The following is an 18,304-nucleotide window of genomic DNA, read 5'->3' on the forward strand; positions in this document are numbered from 1 at the left end:
AACATCTCCGGCGCCAATAGCATCGAGACCTCGTTTGGGCGAAAGGTTATTCCTTTGCGGCAAAGCCTAGCTCAACGCGGCTGACATCTAAGATCGCCCGAAGGACGTCGATGCCGAATTTGAGGCTTTCCACCTCGACATCCAGCGAGATGCCCTCGGTGACTGTGCCTTTTGCGTTAGCGATTACCACCTCCTCCAGGTCTTCGAACCACTGAGGACTGTTCCCTTTGTGAAGCTTCGATAGTTCCGCAATCGCGACACTAAATGCCGATTGGACCGCGATTAGAGCGGCGCCGAGCTTTCGTTCGTCTACACCCGAGATGCAAACAATGGGGCTGTTTTTCTCATCCATGGGCTGTTCCTCTGCTGGCTCGCCACGAAAACTCTATTTCAACTAATAGGCGACAGAGTCGTCGATCGCCGACGAATGCAAATAGGCCCGTAGGCTGGAGTCTCGGGTAGTTAGATCAACGAATACGCGATGCTGGGGGTGGACCATGTGGAAATGGTGGATGCGCTTGAGGCCTGTTGAAATCTGGGTCCAGCTTCCGAACGTTCCAACCGGCGGCAATGCCTCTAGGCCGTAAGCGTCGCACCTCCTGGTACGCGATAGCGGGTAATCCTTTGTACGAACTGGCTCGCATGCAAGGTCGCCCGAAGGACACAAGTGCCGAGCCTGGGCTTTCCGGCCATAGTCTTCAGTGAGACGTCTGTTGCTTCCACAACTCAACACATTCCGGCGAGCGGCATAAACCTGCAAACTCATTGTTTTTGATCCGCACGCGTCATACCTGGCCTGCACCCCACCGCCATGGCTTCGGCAAAAGGCCTTTTACTCAAAACGCAGGGACCTAGTTTGGCCCGTTTGTCAGGCAGCATCACAAAAAGATCTGCGGAAGGCTCGTCCCGCTTTGCGCGCTGAGGTGCGCCCGCAGTCGATCTGGCAGCGGATTGTTATTCAGGTACACTTTGCAATGAGGCGGAAGCTGCGACAGAATGTACGGCAGTGCAGTTCGCCCGTCGCCAAGTCCTCTCAGGTTGTTTCCACGAACGCTAAGCTCCTCCAGCCCCCTCGGCAGGTTAGGGGGCAGGTGGGTCAGTTCATTACTGTCGGTGCTGAGCCACTTTAGGGTGGCCGGGAGGTCCTCGGGTAGGCTAGTCAGTTCATTGTGAGGGACTTCGAGCCTCGTGAGCTTTGCAGGAAGGCGCTCGGGCAGGCGAATTATATTATTGAGTTCGGCGCGGAGATCCGTCAATTCGAGGGGGAGATTCTCCGGCAGGTGCGCGATTTCGTTGCGGGTGACATGAAGCTCCCTGAGCTCAGGCGGCAGGTTATCGGGCAAACTGGTCAGCCGGTTGTGGTTGACGTAGAGATACTTTAGTCGGGAAGGAAGCTCGTTCGGCAATCTGGTCAGCCGGTTGCCGTCGACGTAGAGCGTCTCGAGCATGTCCGGAAGAACCTCAGGCAGCGTGGTCAGCTGGTTGTCGCAGGCAGAGAGCTTTCGCAGACCGGGCGGGAGGTTGTTGGGCAGCCTGCCCAACCGGTTGTCATTGGCGTTGAGCCGCTGGAGGCCGGCCGGTAAGGTGGGGGGCAGTGCCGTTAGGGACAGCGATGCTAAGTTCAGGGGGGCACGAAAATTGCGGGTTTCCGTCCAGGCCTCGATCCGTGCCATTGCCTCGTGCCGGTCCTCGTCCTGCTCCTGCTGCCCGTCTTCCGCCCAGGCCAGTAAAATTTCTTTCAGTGCCGCTTCGCCGGACGAGGAGCCAGTCAAGCCTTCAACCCAGTTAAAGGTGTCTTCACCGCCGTGTTCGGAACTATTGCCAACACCCTCCTGCCTTCTGCCGTACATTGCGTCGTTCCTTAGGTCATTGCGTCACTGCTGATGTTACTTCCGTCGCGACCTTTCCTTCCAATACCAAATTCGTATCCCGTTATGCTTCGGGGGCATGGCCAGCGTCCTCCCTCGAGCTGGACAGCGCATGATTTTTATCGCGACGTTGAACAATCCCAAACGCAAATAGAAGCGAGACACCTTCGAGCATGGTGAAAGGCTTCGACTGCTGCTCGAGGCGGCCACGCTCCGCCAGAAGCGCTTCGAGGCGAGAGCCCGCCCTGCAAAGCAGCGCTGTAACGCCCAGATCGAGAACGCTGATTTTTGCGCCGCCCGCGCCCTGATCGCAATTTCGTGACGCCGAGTGATAAAGGTATTTCATCCACCAGTTCCAGCTTGGTGGAGACCTAAACCAGACGCATTTGGAGCCGCTTGCGGCCGATTTCGCGTGGCAACTCCATCTAACTGAGGCGCAAGTTCCCGGAACAAACGCTCACGCGCGATAACCTTTCCTCATTTTCGGGCAATCTCGCAGTGTCACGTTGATTTGGTAGGTCAGCTTACGACGCCGAAGCCGTTACGCTTTTTCTCTACGCCTGCAGGGCCCTGCCGACTTAAAGGCAACGACTTCCGGACAGCCGAGGCCCAGAACCAGTTCACCTTGACATCGTGTCACTCGGGCGTAACAGGCGGCAGCCCGAGTGTCGCAATAAGCTTCATTATCGACGGCGTGGGTGGACCCGGTGTCGGCGGCGGCATGGAGACGATGGACCCGAGCCGCGGAGGCGTTGCCATAACGCCAATCATCGTGCCGATAATGGCGATCCCATCGCCGCTGATTTCGATGGCCTGCGGGCCGGTTCTGCCCGATACTACAAGGCGGATCTTGTCGGGTGTTACCTCGACGCGGCTACCTAAGGCCGCTGCGGCAGGGGAGTCGGGCGCGGCGCCGCCCGAGGTCAGGAGGAAGTGTCTCTTGACGTCGATGCTGTAGATATTCCCGACCTCGACGGTATGATTCTTCTGGGCCTTCAAATAGACCTCCTCACGGCCCTGCTTGTCCTCAAAGCGCAGTTCATTGTAGGCATTAGCGGCGCCGCCATCGGTATGCGTCCGGAAGGTCGACCGCGTTTTGTCGGTCGGCAGGGTTTCAGGCGGCAGATTTGAGCCATTGTATACGACGCCGGTCACCAGGGGCGTGTCGGGATTGCCGTGGATGAAATCAACCACGACCTCATGGCCGATCCGTGGGACGACCAGGTTGCCAAAACCCTTACCAGCGAAGTTCTGGGCCACCCGAATCCAGCAGGAGCTGTTCTCGTTCTTTCCGCCTTCTCGGTCCCAGAAGAACTGAACCTTCACACGGCCGTACTTATCCGTCGCGATTGACTCGCCCTCGGGGCCCACGACGACGGCCGTCTGCGGTCCGTGAATCAACCGCGCCGGTGTGCGGCGCCTCGGTCGGTACTGGGTGGTCGCGGGGATAATCTCTACGTTGCTGTGATAGAGGAACCGCTCGCCCTTCCCCCCCACGGTGTCCGCAGTGAGATCGTCCCCCACCTCACCGATGACAGTGAAGTCCTGTCCGACTGCCAGAAAGCGATCGGTGGGTTTCGGGCGGGAACCGACCTGGCCGTAGTAGAAGGGATTTGCCGCCTTGAATAATGACCCGGTCGTTATCTGGCGCGCAGTGCTTTCGATCCGCGCGCGATAAGCGTTGCAGGCGAGTTCCTCGGCACGGATGGTGGCGTAGAAATCACCATCGCTTTTTTTTGTATACTGGCCTGGATACTCGAAGACCTCCCGCATTGCCGTGCAGCCGCTGCTTGCCGACGAGGTCTCGCCCGTTCTGACCGCCACGCTCTCCCGCTGTCGGGTGATGGCGCTTCCCGTGAGCTTGCATGGCGGAATGCCGCCTGTCCTCACGGGAGGAACACGCGCGACAGACGTCAGTTCTGCCATCGGCTTCTCATGGTCATAGTCCCTGAGAACGACCTTGTTCGGCTGTAGCGATACGACCTCGTCCCAATGCAGGATGACATCTTCTTGGTAAAGACTTCGGGCAGGCCTGAGATTGTGGTGGGTCTCTACGATCTCAGGCGTGCAGGCCATGTGACTCGCGGCGTTGTCGACCAGCACCAGGTCATGTTGGTCCTCAGCATGTTCAAAATAGTAGTAGATGCCGTCCTGCTCCATGAGGCGGCTGACGAAGGCCAGATCCGTTTCATCGTACTGGACGCAATATGGGCGCTGTGGGAACCGTCGGGCGGTCTGATTCTTGAAATTGCCTTTATGTTCTCGAAAAATCGTGGTGATGATCTCGATGCTCGTCTTGTTCTGAAAGACCCGACTGTTAGAGCGATGCTCGAGCAATGAAATCCACGGCCGCACCTGCGCCACGTAGTTGAGGTGCTCGGTATCGTCGAGGCCGAGATATTGGAAGCGCGTAACAACACCGTTGAAGAAGCGGGTTTGCGAGTCCTTGAGCTTAAGGCCGATTGTCAGGTTTTGACCGGGGATCGTAGCAAAGTTCTGAACTGGATTGCGGCTGGCGAGCTTCACCTCGTAGAGGAAAGGTTCCCCCAGCCGCTCGGTGCCACTGAGCCGCCGGAGAGAGATTTCATTCAACTCGGACGCGGCCGAAGTGACCGCAACAAAACGATTGTGCCTTAAGAGACTCTCGATTCTTGACTCGACCATGGTGGTGTGTGTTCCGCAGATTTGATGAGAAGGCGCGGTTGCGCCCGATGGCGTGAGTAGGATGCTGCCGAAGCCATCGGCGAAGATGCCGAAAAGCGTTTATTTCGTGCATCGAAATCGCCGACCGTTGCTCAGCCAAGATGTCTTGCTGGCCCGCATCGTCAGAGCCAAGCGGGGGAGGGCGGGGTGAAGAAAGCGTGTGGGTCTCTTGGAACTCACCCACGCTAAATCCCACCCAAATCTCGCCATGCGGCCTTGTAACATCGATGAGTTGGCGGATTCCGGCGGTGCTAGCGACGACGTGTCTCCTGGAAGATTCAACCAGGCCCAGGGCGCAGCGCCCGAGCGGACAACCACGGTGGTCGAGTTTCGCCGCGATCGTCGGCTCGATAGGCCTCTCCGCTGCTGAAGCCTCAAGGGCGTCAAAATGGCGATAACGTTCCAAAGAGGCGTCACGGCGAATTTTGCAAAGGGCCTTGGCGGTCCCATTGCAGTTTGCGTTGAGCTTACTGAAGAGAGTCGAGCTTCCGATGCTTGTCATAACGGGCCTTCCAAGCCGCCGCCCGCCGTGCCGCCGCACTTGGTATCGAGGTTACGTGGGCCATTCACCCGTTCCAGATCGATCTCGCCAAGGAGATCTTCTCCCCGCCCGAAAAGAAGGTCGAGCGGGCCCGCCGCATCATGGATGTCCGTTTCAGGAGAGTGCCATGCGGCAGCCGGTGGGCCCCGGTCAGTCGGGGTAGTTGTCAAGTCATCGGCGTGCTGGCGCGTTTTCCGCTTGCCCATCCAACTGGACCATCCGAGTCTGCCGCAGCGACCCAACTGCACTTCCGGGACCTGCTCCTGACGGAGAACGAGGTTAATCTCCCAGTCAAGTTCATCTCCAAGGTAGTTGCAGATGATCTCCGCTATCGACTTAAGGCCGGGAGCTGCGGGCAGAAGCGATTCGTAATGAGCCAGGCTGAGGGGACCCACAATGAGTCGGAACCGATGGTGCCACACTCTGACCCTCGCACCTGCAATAGCGTTGCTGTTCAGCGTGCCCGTGGCCGGGTCGCGGCCCAGGAGGCAGAGCGATATGCGGGGCAGATCCACCCACTTTGGGGCAAATTCACGGATATCAACCGGCGCCTCGACGAAGCTGGCGAGGATGGCAGCGAGCCCCTCGGCGTTGCGGGTGTGTGAGGCGAGACGGCCGGTGAAGTGGAGTTTGGCCAGATCAGGCATAGCATCCCGCGCGCGCAGGGAGGTCATCCCGAAGCCGGCTAGCGCGCCGAGCTGAAGGGCAAATCGATCTTCTTGTGGCCTGTCATAGCTCACGGTCGGTTCGCCCTCCGCCCATGCGCGGAAGAAGAACGAGGCCATTCGATGATGAAAGGTATCAGCAAATCGGATCAGCGTCTCATCCGCGGCGTTGTGCTGCCGGAGAAGGGCGTACTCCGTCAGATGCAATGGGAGGGGACCGTGGGGTCCAAACAAGCCGAAGGCGTAGGTGGAGATTACGGGGTCGTTCTCCTCGTGCGCAGTCACGCCCGCGATCGATCGAGTCGGAAATGCAAGGGAGGGCTGCTGGGCGATCCGCACGCGATCCAGGCTGGGACCGCTCGATTCTCCCAGCCGAGGCCGATCTGAGCAGATTGCATCGATCCGCCGCAGAGCCTGGAAGAAGTCGCAGGCATGCGGTTCGGCCCTGAGCGAGCTTAGGAAGTCGCCGAGTGCCCCCGAAATCAAAGGATCGCCCGGCGGCCGGCCATCGTCGGCCATCGCATTACCTCCCCGCGCTGTAGCGTCGAGACGACCATCTCGGTGAAGCTGTTGATGGATACGTATTTCGCGAAGAACTGGTTGAGCACGGAGGCGAGCGGAAAGATGCCAACGCCTTCGAAGGCCGCTTCGTCCAGGATGATACCAACCTCAATCCCACGTGCTACGGCGGCTTGTCCACCGCTGGACAATCGCCTGACCGCAGGCCTGGACCGAATCTCCCGGATCCCGTCGATCTGCCGTGAGGCGAAGGCATTGACTGGATCGACGTAGAGGCGGAGGAGTTCACGTAGCGCTTCTGCGCCCCGGTGGTCGTTCCTATCGGAATTGCTGATCGAGAGGTAGTTCAGTGAAAGATGGCTAATTAATCGCCAAGTGATATCGCCATTGGCGAAGGAGTGGCGCGGTCGGCTCGGGGGCGATACGCACCGGGTGGCGGTAACTGGAGCGCCGATTTCCAGGGTGAAGTCTGTCTCGTCCCGGCCGATCGGCAGCAGCAGCGCCAGATCCCGGTTCGAGCACAGGCAGTTTACAGACAAATGCCGGAGTTCCGCCGAATAGGGAGCCGCTTGGCGATCAACTAGAGAAACGAACGTTTCGCTGCCGATGTAGCCAGTCCGCGCGCCATTTAGACGCTGGTGCTCCGACATGAGGCGCTGCTCCCGGCGGATCGCGTAGTATCTGGAATGCTGCTCCTCCTGACCGTGCGCGCTGATGCTATAGAACGGGTAGAACCTCACGGGAGCCGCTTCGTTTTTCGCCCCGTCTCCGCTCATCTCGAGGATCGAGTGGACCTCAAAGTCGAGCGGCCTCATCCTGTCAACAATCACATGATGCTCGGTGTTCTTGTCGCTCACGTGGACGAGATCTGCCTGGCGTTCGAAGAGATTAATCGCGGGCGTTGCGAAGAGAACGATATTTTGGGGTCCGAGCTGTCGTTCCAGCCGTGGCTCGACACGTCTGAGTGCGAAGACGATCTCAAGGGTCTCGGCAGTTGACAGGGCTACTGCGTCTGCCAGCCCGCTAACCTCGACGAACAACGTCCGCTCCGCGAGGGCGAAATACTCCTGTAGGAGACGGTACCCGTCGAAAGAGCGTGGCACCTCGGGCAGGAGAGCACAGCTCGGCTCCAAACCGCGTTGCTGCAGCGCATGAACCGGAATCTTTTCCTGCCAAGGGATAGGCCGGCCGACCGGACGGGCTATGATATTGCATGCGTCACCGAGAAGCTGTTCGGCGAGTGCGGCGCCGATGCCACCGGGGCCTGTTAGGTGCAGTGTGAGAGCCTCTAGTCCGAGTTTATTGAACGGCATGCCATTGGTGGTGCGAAGGCGTAGTCGCAAAGCAGCCTTCGCATCTTGCCGGGCCGGAAGATCCAGTGCGGCGATCTGCCCCGGCGTCGAAAAATAATCGGCAGCGCTCACCACAATTGGCCAGAGATGCACATCATGGGCCGTGCGGAACTCGCAATGTGTGACGGCGCCCGGAGCAAGACGGCCCAAAAGCTTGGTTCCCCGCGGCACGAGGTATCCATTTTCAAGTCGTCCGGCATCCTGGTCGGGCTCGAAACGGACGATCGTCATCGAGGGGAGCGGCGGTAGAAAATGCGGATAGACCATCTCCAGGAGGTGCTGGGTGAATTCCGGAAAGCGAGACTGAAGCTTCAATTGCACCCGCGCCGCCATGAAAGCGAAGCCTTCCAGAAGCCGCTCGACGTAGGGGTCGGCGACCTCCGCTGATTCCATCCCGAGCCGGGCGGCGACCTTCGGGAATGCGCGGGCGAACTCGGCCCCCATCTCGCGCATATAAGCAAGTTCGTCGTTGTACAGTCGCAGGAGCCGGGGATCCATCAGCTTATCTCTGTACCGAGATGAACGCGGGCGGATTCGAGCTCGGAATCTACCTCCGTACGCATCACCATTCGCACCGGCAACGGCTGCGCCCACAGATCGGCTTCGATCCTAAAGCGAAAAGTGCCGCAACCCTGACCATCGTCCAGGACCGTGACCTTCAGGGTGTCCGGTAAGAGACGCGGCTCAAAGCGCTGAAGGCTCTCGATTATCGCTTCGCGCAATGCGCTCTTATCCATCCCTTCGCGAATTTGTCCGCTGAGAGGCCAGGCACCATAATTAAGTGCACTGGCCGCTACGTGAGGGTACGCTTGTAGATCTACGGTTGCACCCAATTGATTGGTGTTCAACAACCAGGAAACATCGCGTAGAATCACCTCTTCCAGTTGGCGAACAGAGAAGCTGCGCTTGTCCTGCGCTTCACACGAGCTGCGCGGCTCATCGTCCGTAAGCCGGTCCAGGAGGGATGGTTGCACGAGATCCCGCTTAACATCTCTGCCCATGTTACAATCTCCAGGTGCAATAGCGACGAGTCGATCCGTCGTTTTCGCGCGCAGCCCCGAATATTCCCGGGTTGCCGATGGCCCCATCAGCCGACGAGCCTATTGAAGTCGGTGCTGTTCGCGATTTGGTTCCAGATGCCCTCGCCGGCTTTGGTAAGAGCGCCTTTTTCATCCTGCCTGTAATAAATGACCTTGCAGGCGCCGAACCGGAATGTGATCGTCTCCTCGGGGGCCTCTTCCGCATAGGACCACTCGACCTTCTCGACTACCAGCATGTTGAAACTCCAGTGCAAGAACAGGTTCGATTCTGATGTAGCTTGTCCGCTCCCCGTCGCTTTGAAAAGTTTCAGTTCGACGCTATTGAAGTGGGCGCCGCGACCACAGGCAACGTACAGAGAGGGCGATGACGTATCCACCTGCTTCTTGATAGTGAAGACCTCGAATTCGGCCTTGCCCGCGCCCGCCCCGGCGGTATGAGGCCCAATGTTCAGCTTGTTTTCGAGTGAAAAGCTCCATTCGTCCGCTAGGGTGATACCGTCCTTTAGAATGATAGATTCGCCCTTGGGCAAAATGCCGTCCTTGGACGCTTGCGTGAATTTTATAACCGCGTCGAACGCCATGATGGACTTTCCTTTTCTCGTTGATCTGATTGGGCCTGGATTGCATCGGCCAGCCCGGGGCAGCTATTCCGGAGTTTTGGCGCCGAGAACGGAGCACAATCATCTGCGGGTTTTCTCAGTCCTTGCGGGCGGATGGCAGGCGCGAGACAAGTCTCAAAGAGATGGTTAGGCCTTCGAGCTGGTAGTGTGGCCGCATGTAAAATCTCGCAACGTAATATCCGGGATTATCTTCGACCTCTTCCACCTTGACCTCGGCTGAGGAGAGCGGCTGCTGTGCCTTACTCTCTTCGCTCCCAAGCTCGGGCGAGGGGTGGACATAGCCCTGAATCCATTGGTTGAGCCACTCCTCGACCTCGTGGCGCTCCTTGAACGTGCCAATCTTGTCCCGGACCATACACTTCAAATAATGTGCGAAGCGGCAGGTTGCGAAGATGTAGGGTAGCCGGGCACTGAGTTCGGCGTTCGCTGACGCGTCGGGGTCTTCGTATTTGACCGGCTTGTTAATAGTTTGAGCGCCAATAAATACGCCGAGGTCCGTGTTTTTGCGGTGCAACAGCGGTAGAAGACCGTTTTTGGACAGTTCGGCCTCACGGCGGTCGCTGATCGCGATCTCAGTGGGGCATTTTAGGTCGACGCCACCGTCGTCGCTGCGGAAGGTATGTACCGGCAGACCCTCGACCAGGCCGCCGGATTCGACGCCACGAATTCTGGAGAGCCAGCCATAGAGCTTGAACGAGCGCGTGATATTTACGCCCATGGCGTAGGCTGCGTTCGTCCAAAGGTATTTCTCGCTGTCGCCGCCGTCTGTGTCCTCCTCGAAGGCGAATTCATCGACCGGGTTGGTTTTGGCCCCGTAGGGCAGCCGGCCAAGGGTGCGTGGTAAGGTCAGGGCCACGTACCGAGAGTTCTCGCTCTCGCGGAACGCCCGCCAAGGGGCATGTTCGGGCGTGAGGAAGATTTTTGTGATGTCACGCGGGTTCGCAAGCTCACGCCAAGAATCCATCTGCAGCAGATGTGGTGAGACGGCAGATATAAGCGGTGAGTGGCTCGCCGCCGCGATCTGCGCCAGTCCCGAAAGCAACTCTACGTCCGGTGGGGTATGGTCGAAATAGTAGTCGGCAATCAGGCAGCCATAGGGTTCACCGCCGATTTGGCCGTATTCGTCTTCGTAAATTTTTTTGAATAGCGGACTCTGATCCCAGGTGACACCCTTATATTTCCGCAGAGTTCGGGACATCTCCACCTTTGAAACTGGGAGAACGCGAATCTTCAACGTTTCATCGGTTTCGGTGTTGATGGCAAGGTGATGCAAGCCCCGCCAAGCTGATTCCACGCGCTGGAAATTTTCGTGATGGAGGATCTCGTTGAGTTGTGCAGAAAGCTTCTGGTCGATCGAAGCAATCATTGCTTGGATAGTCGTGACGACATCGTCGCTGATTAGCGACGTGTTTTGAAGTGCCTGCTCGGCCAGTGTTCGGACGGCACTCTCCACCAAGTCACGGGAGTGGTCCGAGCGGATCTTGAACTCGAATCGAAGCATGCGGGTGAAATCGCCGAGATCAACGGTGGCGACCTGTACATCTGTGGCATCTGCAGGCATCATGATCAGTTCTCCTCTGTGTCTGGGGATGGCAATGGCGGAGCGGCAACCAATGCATCAGGCTTCTCAGTCTCGATGCCATTGCCGAGGGCGCTTAGCAGTGCCGAATCCGCGAGGAAGTGGGTGAGCAACTCTTCGGCACCGTTCTTACCGTCCATATAGGCCAGCAGATTGGAGAGCTCCGTTCGCGCCTCGAGCAGCCTGCTAAGGCTGTCGACCTTGCGCGCCACGGCCGCCGGCGAGAAATCTTCGAGCCGCTCGAACGTCAAGTCGACAGCGAGTTGGCCTTCTCCGGTCAATAGGTTCGGCACCCGCATCACCACCCTGGGCCTCAGCGATCTGAGCCGATCATCGAAATTGTCGATATCGATCTCCATCATCTTGCGCTCCGCGACAGGGGCAAGCGGCTCGGCAGCATTGCCGGCGAGGTCGGACATCACGCCGACCACGAAGGGAAGCTGAACCTTCTTCTGAGAGCCATAGGTCTCGACGTCGTATTCGATCTGTACGCGAGGCGGACGAACCCGCGCGATGAACTTTTGACTACTCGCCTTTGTCATGTGTTCCACTCTCCTGATAGGGAAGATTGCGCACGTCACGTGCCCTCGCCGACCGCCAGACCGGCAATCGAACGGTATTGGGCAACCCCTTCTGGCGCCAACTCTTTGATAAGAGCCATGAAGTCCTTCGAGACAAGTCGCTGCGCGCGCTCCAGGAGGGCTGGCAGCGGGCTCGCGGGCTCATTCACCTGGTACCAGTGGCAAATGCGGCCAAGAATTTCGACAACGTCATCGCGGTTGCGGATCACTTCGGGGTAAGAGGCCTTGCTAGAGTCTGGCAATGGAGATGCCGGGGCTGCAGGCTGGGCCCTTTTCCGATGGGCGTCGACCAGATCCTTGGCCTGGGTGAGTAGCACTATCAGAGGGTCGAATCGAACGGCCTCGTCACTCGCGACGTGCTGCCGAACACTCGCGTCTAGATGGGTGGCGGCTGCCAGGCTGGCGTGGAGACCAGTGCTGATCTGCTCGAGCTGCAGTGGATCGGTGTCGATGAAGGCGTGCTCGATGGTCGAACGATCAATTTCCGTAGATTGGGACCGTAGCGCACCAGCCCAATCGCGGAGCGTGAAAGTCCCGAATTGCCTGGAGGAGGTGAGTGGGACTTGGCGTATTTCTGCCAAGAGCCCGGAGAGATCGCAGAGGCTCGCTAGAGCGTTGAGGCGAACGGTCTGATCTTCGTCATCTTCTGGATCCGGTCGCGGATGTAGCTCTGACCAGTAGAGCTCGACATAGGCCGCGAGCAGCTCAAGCCCCCGACTTAGACCAGAGAAGCCGAACTGACTGAGGGCGGATCGTGTGAGCAAGATTCCGACTCTTAGATCCTTAGTGCGGGCAGAAAGGTCGAGGCCAAGCCGCCACACCTCTGTCCAATCGGGAGCCTCCTCGGTGGCGATGGAGTCGCCTATCTGCTGGTGCGGCTTGCCATGCGACGCTATCTCCAGCTCCAGGAAGCTCAAATCGTAATCGAGAGCATCCCCGCATGCGTTGCCGTCGCTGATCGGTTTTAATAGATGATCTGCATCGAGCATGACCCAAATCCCAGTTTTCCCGACATAAAAGATCGTCGCGCCTCTGTTTCTCAATGTTTAGCAATGAGCAGACGCGATTGCTCATGCACAATCGACATTCGTATATGTCGTGAATGCTTGGGGCGTGAATGCCGCCGCTTCGGATCTTGACGCAGCTATGTGCTGCTCAGGCGCGAGGGACACCTTGTGAACAACAAGAAGCTCTTCCGGGTCCATCGGGAGGAGAAGCTCACGATGCGCAAGCGCCGTGGCCGGAAACGAGCGAAAGGCAAGCGTTGGTGTTGATCCCGCTGGCTGCCAATGATCGTTGGCGCGGGTTCAGGCTTCTGATGGTCGTGAGGAAAGCCGGACTCTCGTCGCCGATACTTCGCTCTCCGGCCTGCGGTCGCCTGTGGACTGGATCGGGTTATCGAGGAGCGTGGCAAGCCAAGCACTCTGGCCTCGGCTAACTAACCCTGCAGAGTTCGCCCAGATCGGCAACCCGCGACGTGATGCAGTGCTGCGCAGCCGGAATGGTCTCCGCACCTAAACCCGCCGATGCCGCCGCAGATGCGCAACCCACCGCTGGAGCGAACCCCAAACTGGATAAACTTGACGGTACAAGCTCAGCCAGATTGAATTGACATCGTCGGGCAGTCGTTGCAAAGGGCAACCTGCGGAGTACCGTTGCAAACGTGAGCCTGAAGGCCTCCAACTACGAAGTCTTCGCGCGGCCGCCTCCGCGCCAGTTGCTGCATAAGGTGGATGGCGTCCTCGGCGATCGCTCTTGGGGGTGTCGGCGCCATCGCGCGTGCAGCGACCCGGCGTCAGTGGTAGAACGGCTCGAGCACTTCAACGGCATTATATCTCCTGCGCTCCGCCGGACCGCCGCACGAGGCATATAGGGCGACAATCTGGATGAGATCCGTATTGACCGCATGTAACGATGCTCCCCGAGATTCGCACGTTGCCTCATTCATTTTGCTCCCAGTTGGAGCGAAGGAGTGGGGTGCGGAGATGGCGGGGTTTCGCAGCGGCCGGCCTCCTTCGTGAGCGCCATTGCCGTTTTCGACGGAAGTCGAAGGTTAATAACCATCGTCGCGGTATTTACTTTTGACAATGGGTGTGATGCGGCTTTGCGTGATCTTCTAAAAAGAATCGAGTCCCGCCGCCAATCCCCCGTTCTATCGCGCACCTACCGCATCCCAACGTGACTGTCGACCCTGCTTCCATTAGTCGTGCAGGGCAACCACGCGGTCTCTCGTGCAGATCCCTGCGATTTCGAATTGACGGACACCGACCCCGTTTGACGGTCGTGGAGTGCACGCACTTAGTCACCCTAGCCGCCCGCGCACTGCAACCCCGCTGTAGCGATCCTTCTACCTCTATGCTAAAGAAAGTTTTGGAAAAACTTGCCTCGTCGCCATCGTTCGACGGCGGCCTTGGCGCCAATCTTGCGAGGAGCGGGCTGATGGTCGCAGCGGCATGCGAGCCGACATTCTGCGCTCCCGACCGTCGAAGACGAGGTCGCTCTCGGCGTGTTAGTCAGCCGGAATGCGCCGGCCGTCGTGCCCCTAAATATCGATCTCGAGCCAGGTATTGGCCTCCAGACTGAAGAAAAATTCGGCGCTCTCACATGCTCATGCAATCCCGTGGTGGACAACCAACGCACATGATGGTGCAGTTCCTAGGGAATGTGGTGATGAGTCATGAGCCGTCCTATATCACCTTGAACGCTGCCCTCCTGGCTATCCGTTTCTTCGAGGCACCCACGATTATGGCGGCATCGGCGGCGCTGAGATCGGGATGGGCCGCCTTCAGTGCGTCTGCCCACGCCCCCTTGCTCTGCCCCGGCAGCTGCGGTGTCTGCCTAGCGATTTCGTCCAGCCTCGCCTGGTCCTGGGCCGACACCGTCTGGAACGCCGTCCTCACGGCGATATCGCGCCTTACGGCACCCACGACTATGGCGGCATCGGCGGCGCTGAGATCGGGATGGGCCGCCTTCAGCGCGTCCGCCCACGCCCCCTTGCTCTGCCCCGGCAGCTGCGGTGTCGCCGCCTTGATCTCGTCCAGCCTCGCCTGATCCTGGGCCGACACCGTCCGGAACGCCGCCCTCCTGGCGATATCGTCCCTAAAGGTGCCCAGGATGGTGGCGGCATCGGCGGCGCTGAGATCGGGATGGGCCGCCTTCAGCGCATCGGCCCAGGCCGCATTGCTCCCCCCCTGCCGCGGTGTTGCCGCCGCGATTTCGTCCAGCCTCGCCTGGTCCTGGGCCGACACCGTCCGGAACGCCGCCCTTTTAGCAATATCCTGCTTTATGGCACCCACGATTACGGCGGCATCGGCGGCGCTGAGATCGGGATGGGCCGCCTTCAGCGCGTCCGCCCAGGCCGCATTGCTCTGCCCCGGCAGCTGCGGTGTCTGCCTAGCGAGTTCGTCCAGCCTCGCCTGGTCCTGGGCCGACACCGTCCGGAACGCCGCCCTCCTGGCGATTTCGTCCTTTGCGGCGCCCACGATGGTGGCGGCATCGGCGGCGCTGAGATCGGGATGGGCCGCCTTCAGCGCGTCCGCCCAGGCCGCATTGCTCCGCCCCTGCCGCGGTGTCACCGCCGCGATTTCGTCCAGCCTCGCCTGGTCCTGGGCCGACACCGTCCGGAACGCTGCCCTCACGGCGATATCGTCCTTTAAGGCGCCCACGATTGTGGCGGCATCGGCGGCGCTGAGATCGGGATGGGCCGCCTTCAGCGCGTCCGCCCACGCCCCCTTGCTCTGCCTCGACTGTCGCGGTGTTTGCCTGGCGATTTCGTCCAGCCTCGCCTGATCCTGGGCCGACACCGTCTGAAAAGCCGCCCTCCTGGCGATAACCCGCTTTACGGCGCCCACGATGGCGGCGGCATCGGCGGCGCTGAGATCGGGATGGGCCGCCTTCAGTGCGTCCGCCCACGCCCCCTTGCTCTGCCCCTGTAGCTGCGGTGTCTGCCTGGCGATTTCGTCCAGCCTCGCGTGGTCCTGGGCCGACACCGTCTGGAACGCTGTCCTTTTAGCAATATCCTGCTTTACGGCATTCACGATTATGGCGGCATCGGCGGCGCTGAGATCGGGATGGGCCGCCTTCAGCGCGTCCGCCCACGCCCCCTTGCTCTGCCCCGGCAGCCGCGGTGTCACCGCCGCGATTTCGTCCAGTCTCGCCTGGTCCTGGGCCGACACCGTCTGGAACGCGGCCCTTTTAGCAATATCCTGCTTTACGGCACCCACGATTATGGCGGCATCGGCGGCGCTGAGATCGGGATGGGCCGCCTTCAGCGCGTCCGCCCACGCCCCCTTGCTCTGCCCCGGTAGCTGCGGTGTCTGCCTGGCGATTTCGTCCAGCCTCGCCTGGTCCTGGGCCGACACCGTCCGGAACGCCGTCCTCCTTGCAATATCGTCCTTAAAAGAGCCCACGGTTATGGCGGCATCGGCGGCGCTGAGATCGGGATGGGCCGCCTTCAGCGCGTCCGCCCACGCCCCCTTGCTCTGCCCCGGCAGCTGCGGTGTCGCCGCCTTGATCTCGTCAAGCCTCGCCCGGTCCTGGGCCGACACCGTTCGATACGCCGCCCTCCTGGCGATAACCCGCTTTACGACGCCCACGATTACGGCGGCATCGGCGGCGCTGAGATTGGGATGGGCCGCCTTCAGCGCGTCCGCCCACGCCCCCTTGCTCTGCCTCGACTGCCGCGGTGTCTGCCTGGCGATTTCGTCCAGCCTCGCCTGGTCCTGGGCCGACACCGTCCGGAACGCCGCTCGATTGACGAGATCGCCCGTTGAGGCCCCCACGATTATGCCGGCATTCGCGGCGCTGAGATCAGGCGCCAACGCCAGCGGCCTTTGAGCATATAACGTCTGCCTGCGGCTGGGCCTGGGATCTGCGTCCTTCTCAGTAGTCCGCCTCTTGCGCCCGCCACCGGTCGGATCGCTGGGCTCCGCGGGCACCTCGGACATGGCCGAATGCTCCTCTCTTCCACCCGGCACCTCGGTGGGCCCGGCAACCGCTGAGGCTTCTAAATTCCCAAGGCCATGCAGCCCCCCGCGCTGAGGGCCAGTCTCCAGCGGCTGGCCCTCGACGAGGTGAATAGTGCGATCGGCATTATTGTATTCATCTGTTGTCCTCGTGAGGTTGAACGCGGTCTCTGCCGGGACGACCGGAACTCTCGTCAGTTCCGTCATGTCAGCCATCATTTGCGGGGTTTGTTCTTCAGGGCTTTGAAGCTCGGTCGGCGGGCTTGGCTGGTCGACGCTTAGCCTTTCCACGTAACGCAATACCGAATTCTCTTGCCAGATGTCGTCCGAATTGAAGTTGTCGGCCACTTGATCGACACGCGCCACTGAAGACTGCGCTCTTTGATCCGCTGGGTGCCGGCCCTCATCCGGCCGCGAAGAGCCCTGCCCCTTAGTCCGAGGGTCCCTGTCAACCATGCTCACCCCCCTGGGATATGGCCTTCAGGAAACAAGGGGTCAGCTGTCGGGCACCGACTGCTGACGGAAGGTCAGAATTTATCAGGGGCTCAAGCGACTTAACCAGAGTGCAAGGGGCGCGACTGCGACCATCGACCGCTCCAGCTTGCCGAGCCTCGTTCGGACGCCGCTCAATCACCGTGGGTCCCGTTTTTTGCTGTTGTGGCATGGGGCGGCTCTGCGGAATCGAGCTCAGGTGACGGGAGGCCGGCAGATCCCGAAGACATGGCCAGGCCGTTGATAACTGGTAGCGTAAACGCATCATTGCAGCAGAACCTCAAAAACCACGGAGAAGAGCCCGCGATTCAAACTAGCGCAGTCCCGGTATTGGATTGCATGCACAGGTGATATGCTCGCATCCGGTTAGTGAGCGGCTATGGCGCAGCTCCTGCGTGAACCCATAACGACAGCGGCGATCCTTCGAGAGATGCAGCGACGACCCGTTCTCCAGACCGGAGGTCCGTGCTTGATGTGGCGATCGGCTCGGATTGCTATCAACGCTGACGGCCGCCGGTGCCGCGCAAGCCGGTTACGACGAAACATCGACATGATCTCTTCTATGGTGGGATTGGCCCAACGATACCAGGGTAGTGGCAACTGTCGCCAATTGCGGCGCCAGTGAGGTCGGCCTTCGTCTTCGAACTCCTTGCTGGCTTCCGCTAAACAACGCGGCCTTATCACAAAAGGCTGGGAGATCTAACGATGATCCCGGCATCCGGACTTCTGCGCATTGCCGGCCGGTAATAGCGCGAAAGACTTGCAGCAATCGCAGCGCCGGCGGCACCCGTGACTAGTATCCGCACTGCCTGGCCCGTAACAATGCGCTGTGACCAGCGGAAGCCGATCTCGTGGAAAGACAAGGCATGCTGCGGGCTGATATGATGAAAGACGCCGGCAATGGTGCGGCGGACCCGGGACCTGAAACCTCCCACCGAGTGGACGGCGACTTGGACGAATTCGCGGCTCGAATGCTTTACGTTCTCATGCGTAGCAAAGCTCTTGCCAATCGCCATGAACGCCTCACCGCCCATCAGGCAGGTTGCGGTTCGATCCCTTTCGCCGTCGCGCGCCCTGCATGTATCGAAAGGCCTTTTCGGCCCCGTCCAGGCGGTAGACCGTCCGGATCCATTCTCGGTCGCTCACCGAGATGAAAACGGTCGATCTCCACCGTGCCATCTTGCATGTGCTCGCGCGCCAACATGAGGCGCAGCGCATATCCCATTCGCTAGCTATTGGGCATCACCAAATGTGGAAATGCCTATCTTCGCCGCATGAATGATCCATGCCGCCAGGCTGCTATCCCGCACCTGGCGCGAACCGGGACTGCAACCGGTTCGTGGATCGTGTCCAGGAGGTGGTTGTCTAATCGCTAAACTG

General features: G+C 59.8%; 11 protein-coding genes and 4 pseudogenes. 2 read left to right on the top strand and 13 right to left on the bottom strand.

The window, feature by feature from the left end; all coding sequences use genetic code 11:
• Positions 1-46: 46 nt before the first annotated feature.
• The 4 genes from QMO80_RS27465 to QMO80_RS27480 form a co-directional block, all read right to left on the bottom strand.
• A complete protein-coding gene (locus tag QMO80_RS27465) occupies positions 47-352 on the bottom strand; it encodes a hypothetical protein (protein ID WP_004680432.1) in 306 nt (101 codons plus the stop codon).
• A 526-nt stretch (positions 353-878) separates the two neighbouring features.
• A complete protein-coding gene (locus tag QMO80_RS27470) occupies positions 879-1,850 on the bottom strand; it encodes a hypothetical protein (RefSeq protein ID WP_064811998.1) in 972 nt (323 codons plus the stop codon).
• Between the two features lie 82 nt (positions 1,851-1,932).
• Positions 1,933-2,214 (bottom strand): hypothetical protein, encoded by a 282-nt coding sequence (locus QMO80_RS27475; RefSeq protein ID WP_064811999.1) that lies wholly within the window; start codon positions 2,212-2,214, stop codon positions 1,933-1,935.
• Between the two features lie 290 nt (positions 2,215-2,504).
• Positions 2,505-4,532, bottom strand: a complete 2,028-nt coding sequence (locus tag QMO80_RS27480; protein WP_283201248.1) for a type VI secretion system Vgr family protein — start codon at positions 4,530-4,532, stop codon at positions 2,505-2,507.
• A gap of 549 nt (positions 4,533-5,081) precedes the next feature.
• Here QMO80_RS27480 and QMO80_RS33055 point away from each other — a divergent pair.
• Positions 5,082-5,219 (top strand): annotated as a pseudogene (locus QMO80_RS33055) (CoA ester lyase); the annotation flags it as partial.
• A 153-nt stretch (positions 5,220-5,372) separates the two neighbouring features.
• On the opposite strand, the pseudogene tssG reads toward QMO80_RS33055, so the two are convergent.
• From tssG to tssA, 7 genes and pseudogenes are all read right to left on the bottom strand, one after another.
• Positions 5,373-6,296: pseudogene (gene tssG, locus QMO80_RS27485) on the bottom strand (type VI secretion system baseplate subunit TssG); the annotation flags it as partial.
• Complete coding sequence (tssF, locus tag QMO80_RS27490; RefSeq protein WP_008536039.1) at positions 6,260-8,146, bottom strand: type VI secretion system baseplate subunit TssF; 1,887 nt, start codon at positions 8,144-8,146, stop codon at positions 6,260-6,262. The gene tssF and the pseudogene tssG, both read right to left, overlap by 37 nt.
• Positions 8,146-8,649, bottom strand: coding sequence for a type VI secretion system baseplate subunit TssE (tssE, locus tag QMO80_RS27495; protein ID WP_004680427.1), 504 nt, complete (start codon positions 8,647-8,649; stop codon positions 8,146-8,148). Before tssE ends, tssF begins: the two co-directional genes overlap by 1 nt.
• An 86-nt stretch (positions 8,650-8,735) precedes the next feature.
• Positions 8,736-9,269 (bottom strand): type VI secretion system tube protein Hcp, encoded by a 534-nt coding sequence (locus QMO80_RS27500; protein WP_004680426.1) that lies wholly within the window; start codon positions 9,267-9,269, stop codon positions 8,736-8,738.
• Between the two features lie 115 nt (positions 9,270-9,384).
• A complete protein-coding gene (gene tssC, locus QMO80_RS27505; RefSeq protein ID WP_004680425.1) occupies positions 9,385-10,872 on the bottom strand; it encodes a type VI secretion system contractile sheath large subunit in 1,488 nt (495 codons plus the stop codon).
• A 2-nt stretch (positions 10,873-10,874) separates the two neighbouring features.
• On the bottom strand, positions 10,875-11,429 hold the full coding sequence (gene tssB / locus QMO80_RS27510; RefSeq protein ID WP_016737476.1) for a type VI secretion system contractile sheath small subunit: 555 nt from the start codon (positions 11,427-11,429) through the stop codon (positions 10,875-10,877).
• Positions 11,430-11,464: 35 nt separating this feature from the next.
• A complete protein-coding gene (tssA, locus tag QMO80_RS27515; protein WP_004680423.1) occupies positions 11,465-12,457 on the bottom strand; it encodes a type VI secretion system protein TssA in 993 nt (330 codons plus the stop codon).
• Positions 12,458-12,583: 126 nt separating this feature from the next.
• Between tssA and QMO80_RS27520 the strand changes: the two are divergent.
• Positions 12,584-12,974 (top strand): annotated as a pseudogene (locus tag QMO80_RS27520) (IS3 family transposase); the annotation flags it as partial.
• A gap of 1,181 nt (positions 12,975-14,155) precedes the next feature.
• Here the strand turns inward: QMO80_RS27520 and QMO80_RS27525 are convergent.
• Both QMO80_RS27525 and QMO80_RS27530 read right to left on the bottom strand, forming a co-directional pair.
• A complete protein-coding gene (locus QMO80_RS27525; protein WP_283201249.1) occupies positions 14,156-16,639 on the bottom strand; it encodes a hypothetical protein in 2,484 nt (827 codons plus the stop codon).
• A 965-nt stretch (positions 16,640-17,604) separates the two neighbouring features.
• Positions 17,605-18,164, bottom strand: a pseudogene (locus QMO80_RS27530) (transposase); the annotation flags it as partial.
• Between the last annotated feature and the right edge of the window lie 140 nt (positions 18,165-18,304).

This window comes from Rhizobium sp. BT03, assembly GCF_030053155.1.
Lineage (GTDB): Bacteria > Pseudomonadota > Alphaproteobacteria > Rhizobiales > Rhizobiaceae > Rhizobium.

Bases quoted from the DNA above. Each gene is read 5' to 3' on its own strand.
- QMO80_RS27465 (WP_004680432.1), bottom strand. From the start codon at position 352: ATGGATGAGAAAAACAGCCCCATTGTTTGCATCTCGGGTGTAGACGAA.
- QMO80_RS27470 (WP_064811998.1), bottom strand. From the start codon at position 1,850: ATGTACGGCAGAAGGCAGGAGGGTGTTGGCAATAGTTCCGAACACGGC.
- QMO80_RS27475 (WP_064811999.1), bottom strand. From the start codon at position 2,214: ATGAAATACCTTTATCACTCGGCGTCACGAAATTGCGATCAGGGCGCG.
- QMO80_RS27480 (WP_283201248.1), bottom strand. From the start codon at position 4,532: ATGGTCGAGTCAAGAATCGAGAGTCTCTTAAGGCACAATCGTTTTGTT.
- tssF (WP_008536039.1), bottom strand. From the start codon at position 8,146: ATGGATCCCCGGCTCCTGCGACTGTACAACGACGAACTTGCTTATATG.
- tssE (WP_004680427.1), bottom strand. From the start codon at position 8,649: ATGGGCAGAGATGTTAAGCGGGATCTCGTGCAACCATCCCTCCTGGAC.
- QMO80_RS27500 (WP_004680426.1), bottom strand. From the start codon at position 9,269: ATGGCGTTCGACGCGGTTATAAAATTCACGCAAGCGTCCAAGGACGGC.
- tssC (WP_004680425.1), bottom strand. From the start codon at position 10,872: ATGATGCCTGCAGATGCCACAGATGTACAGGTCGCCACCGTTGATCTC.
- tssB (WP_016737476.1), bottom strand. From the start codon at position 11,429: ATGACAAAGGCGAGTAGTCAAAAGTTCATCGCGCGGGTTCGTCCGCCT.
- tssA (WP_004680423.1), bottom strand. From the start codon at position 12,457: ATGCTCGATGCAGATCATCTATTAAAACCGATCAGCGACGGCAACGCA.
- QMO80_RS27525 (WP_283201249.1), bottom strand. From the start codon at position 16,639: ATGACGGAACTGACGAGAGTTCCGGTCGTCCCGGCAGAGACCGCGTTC.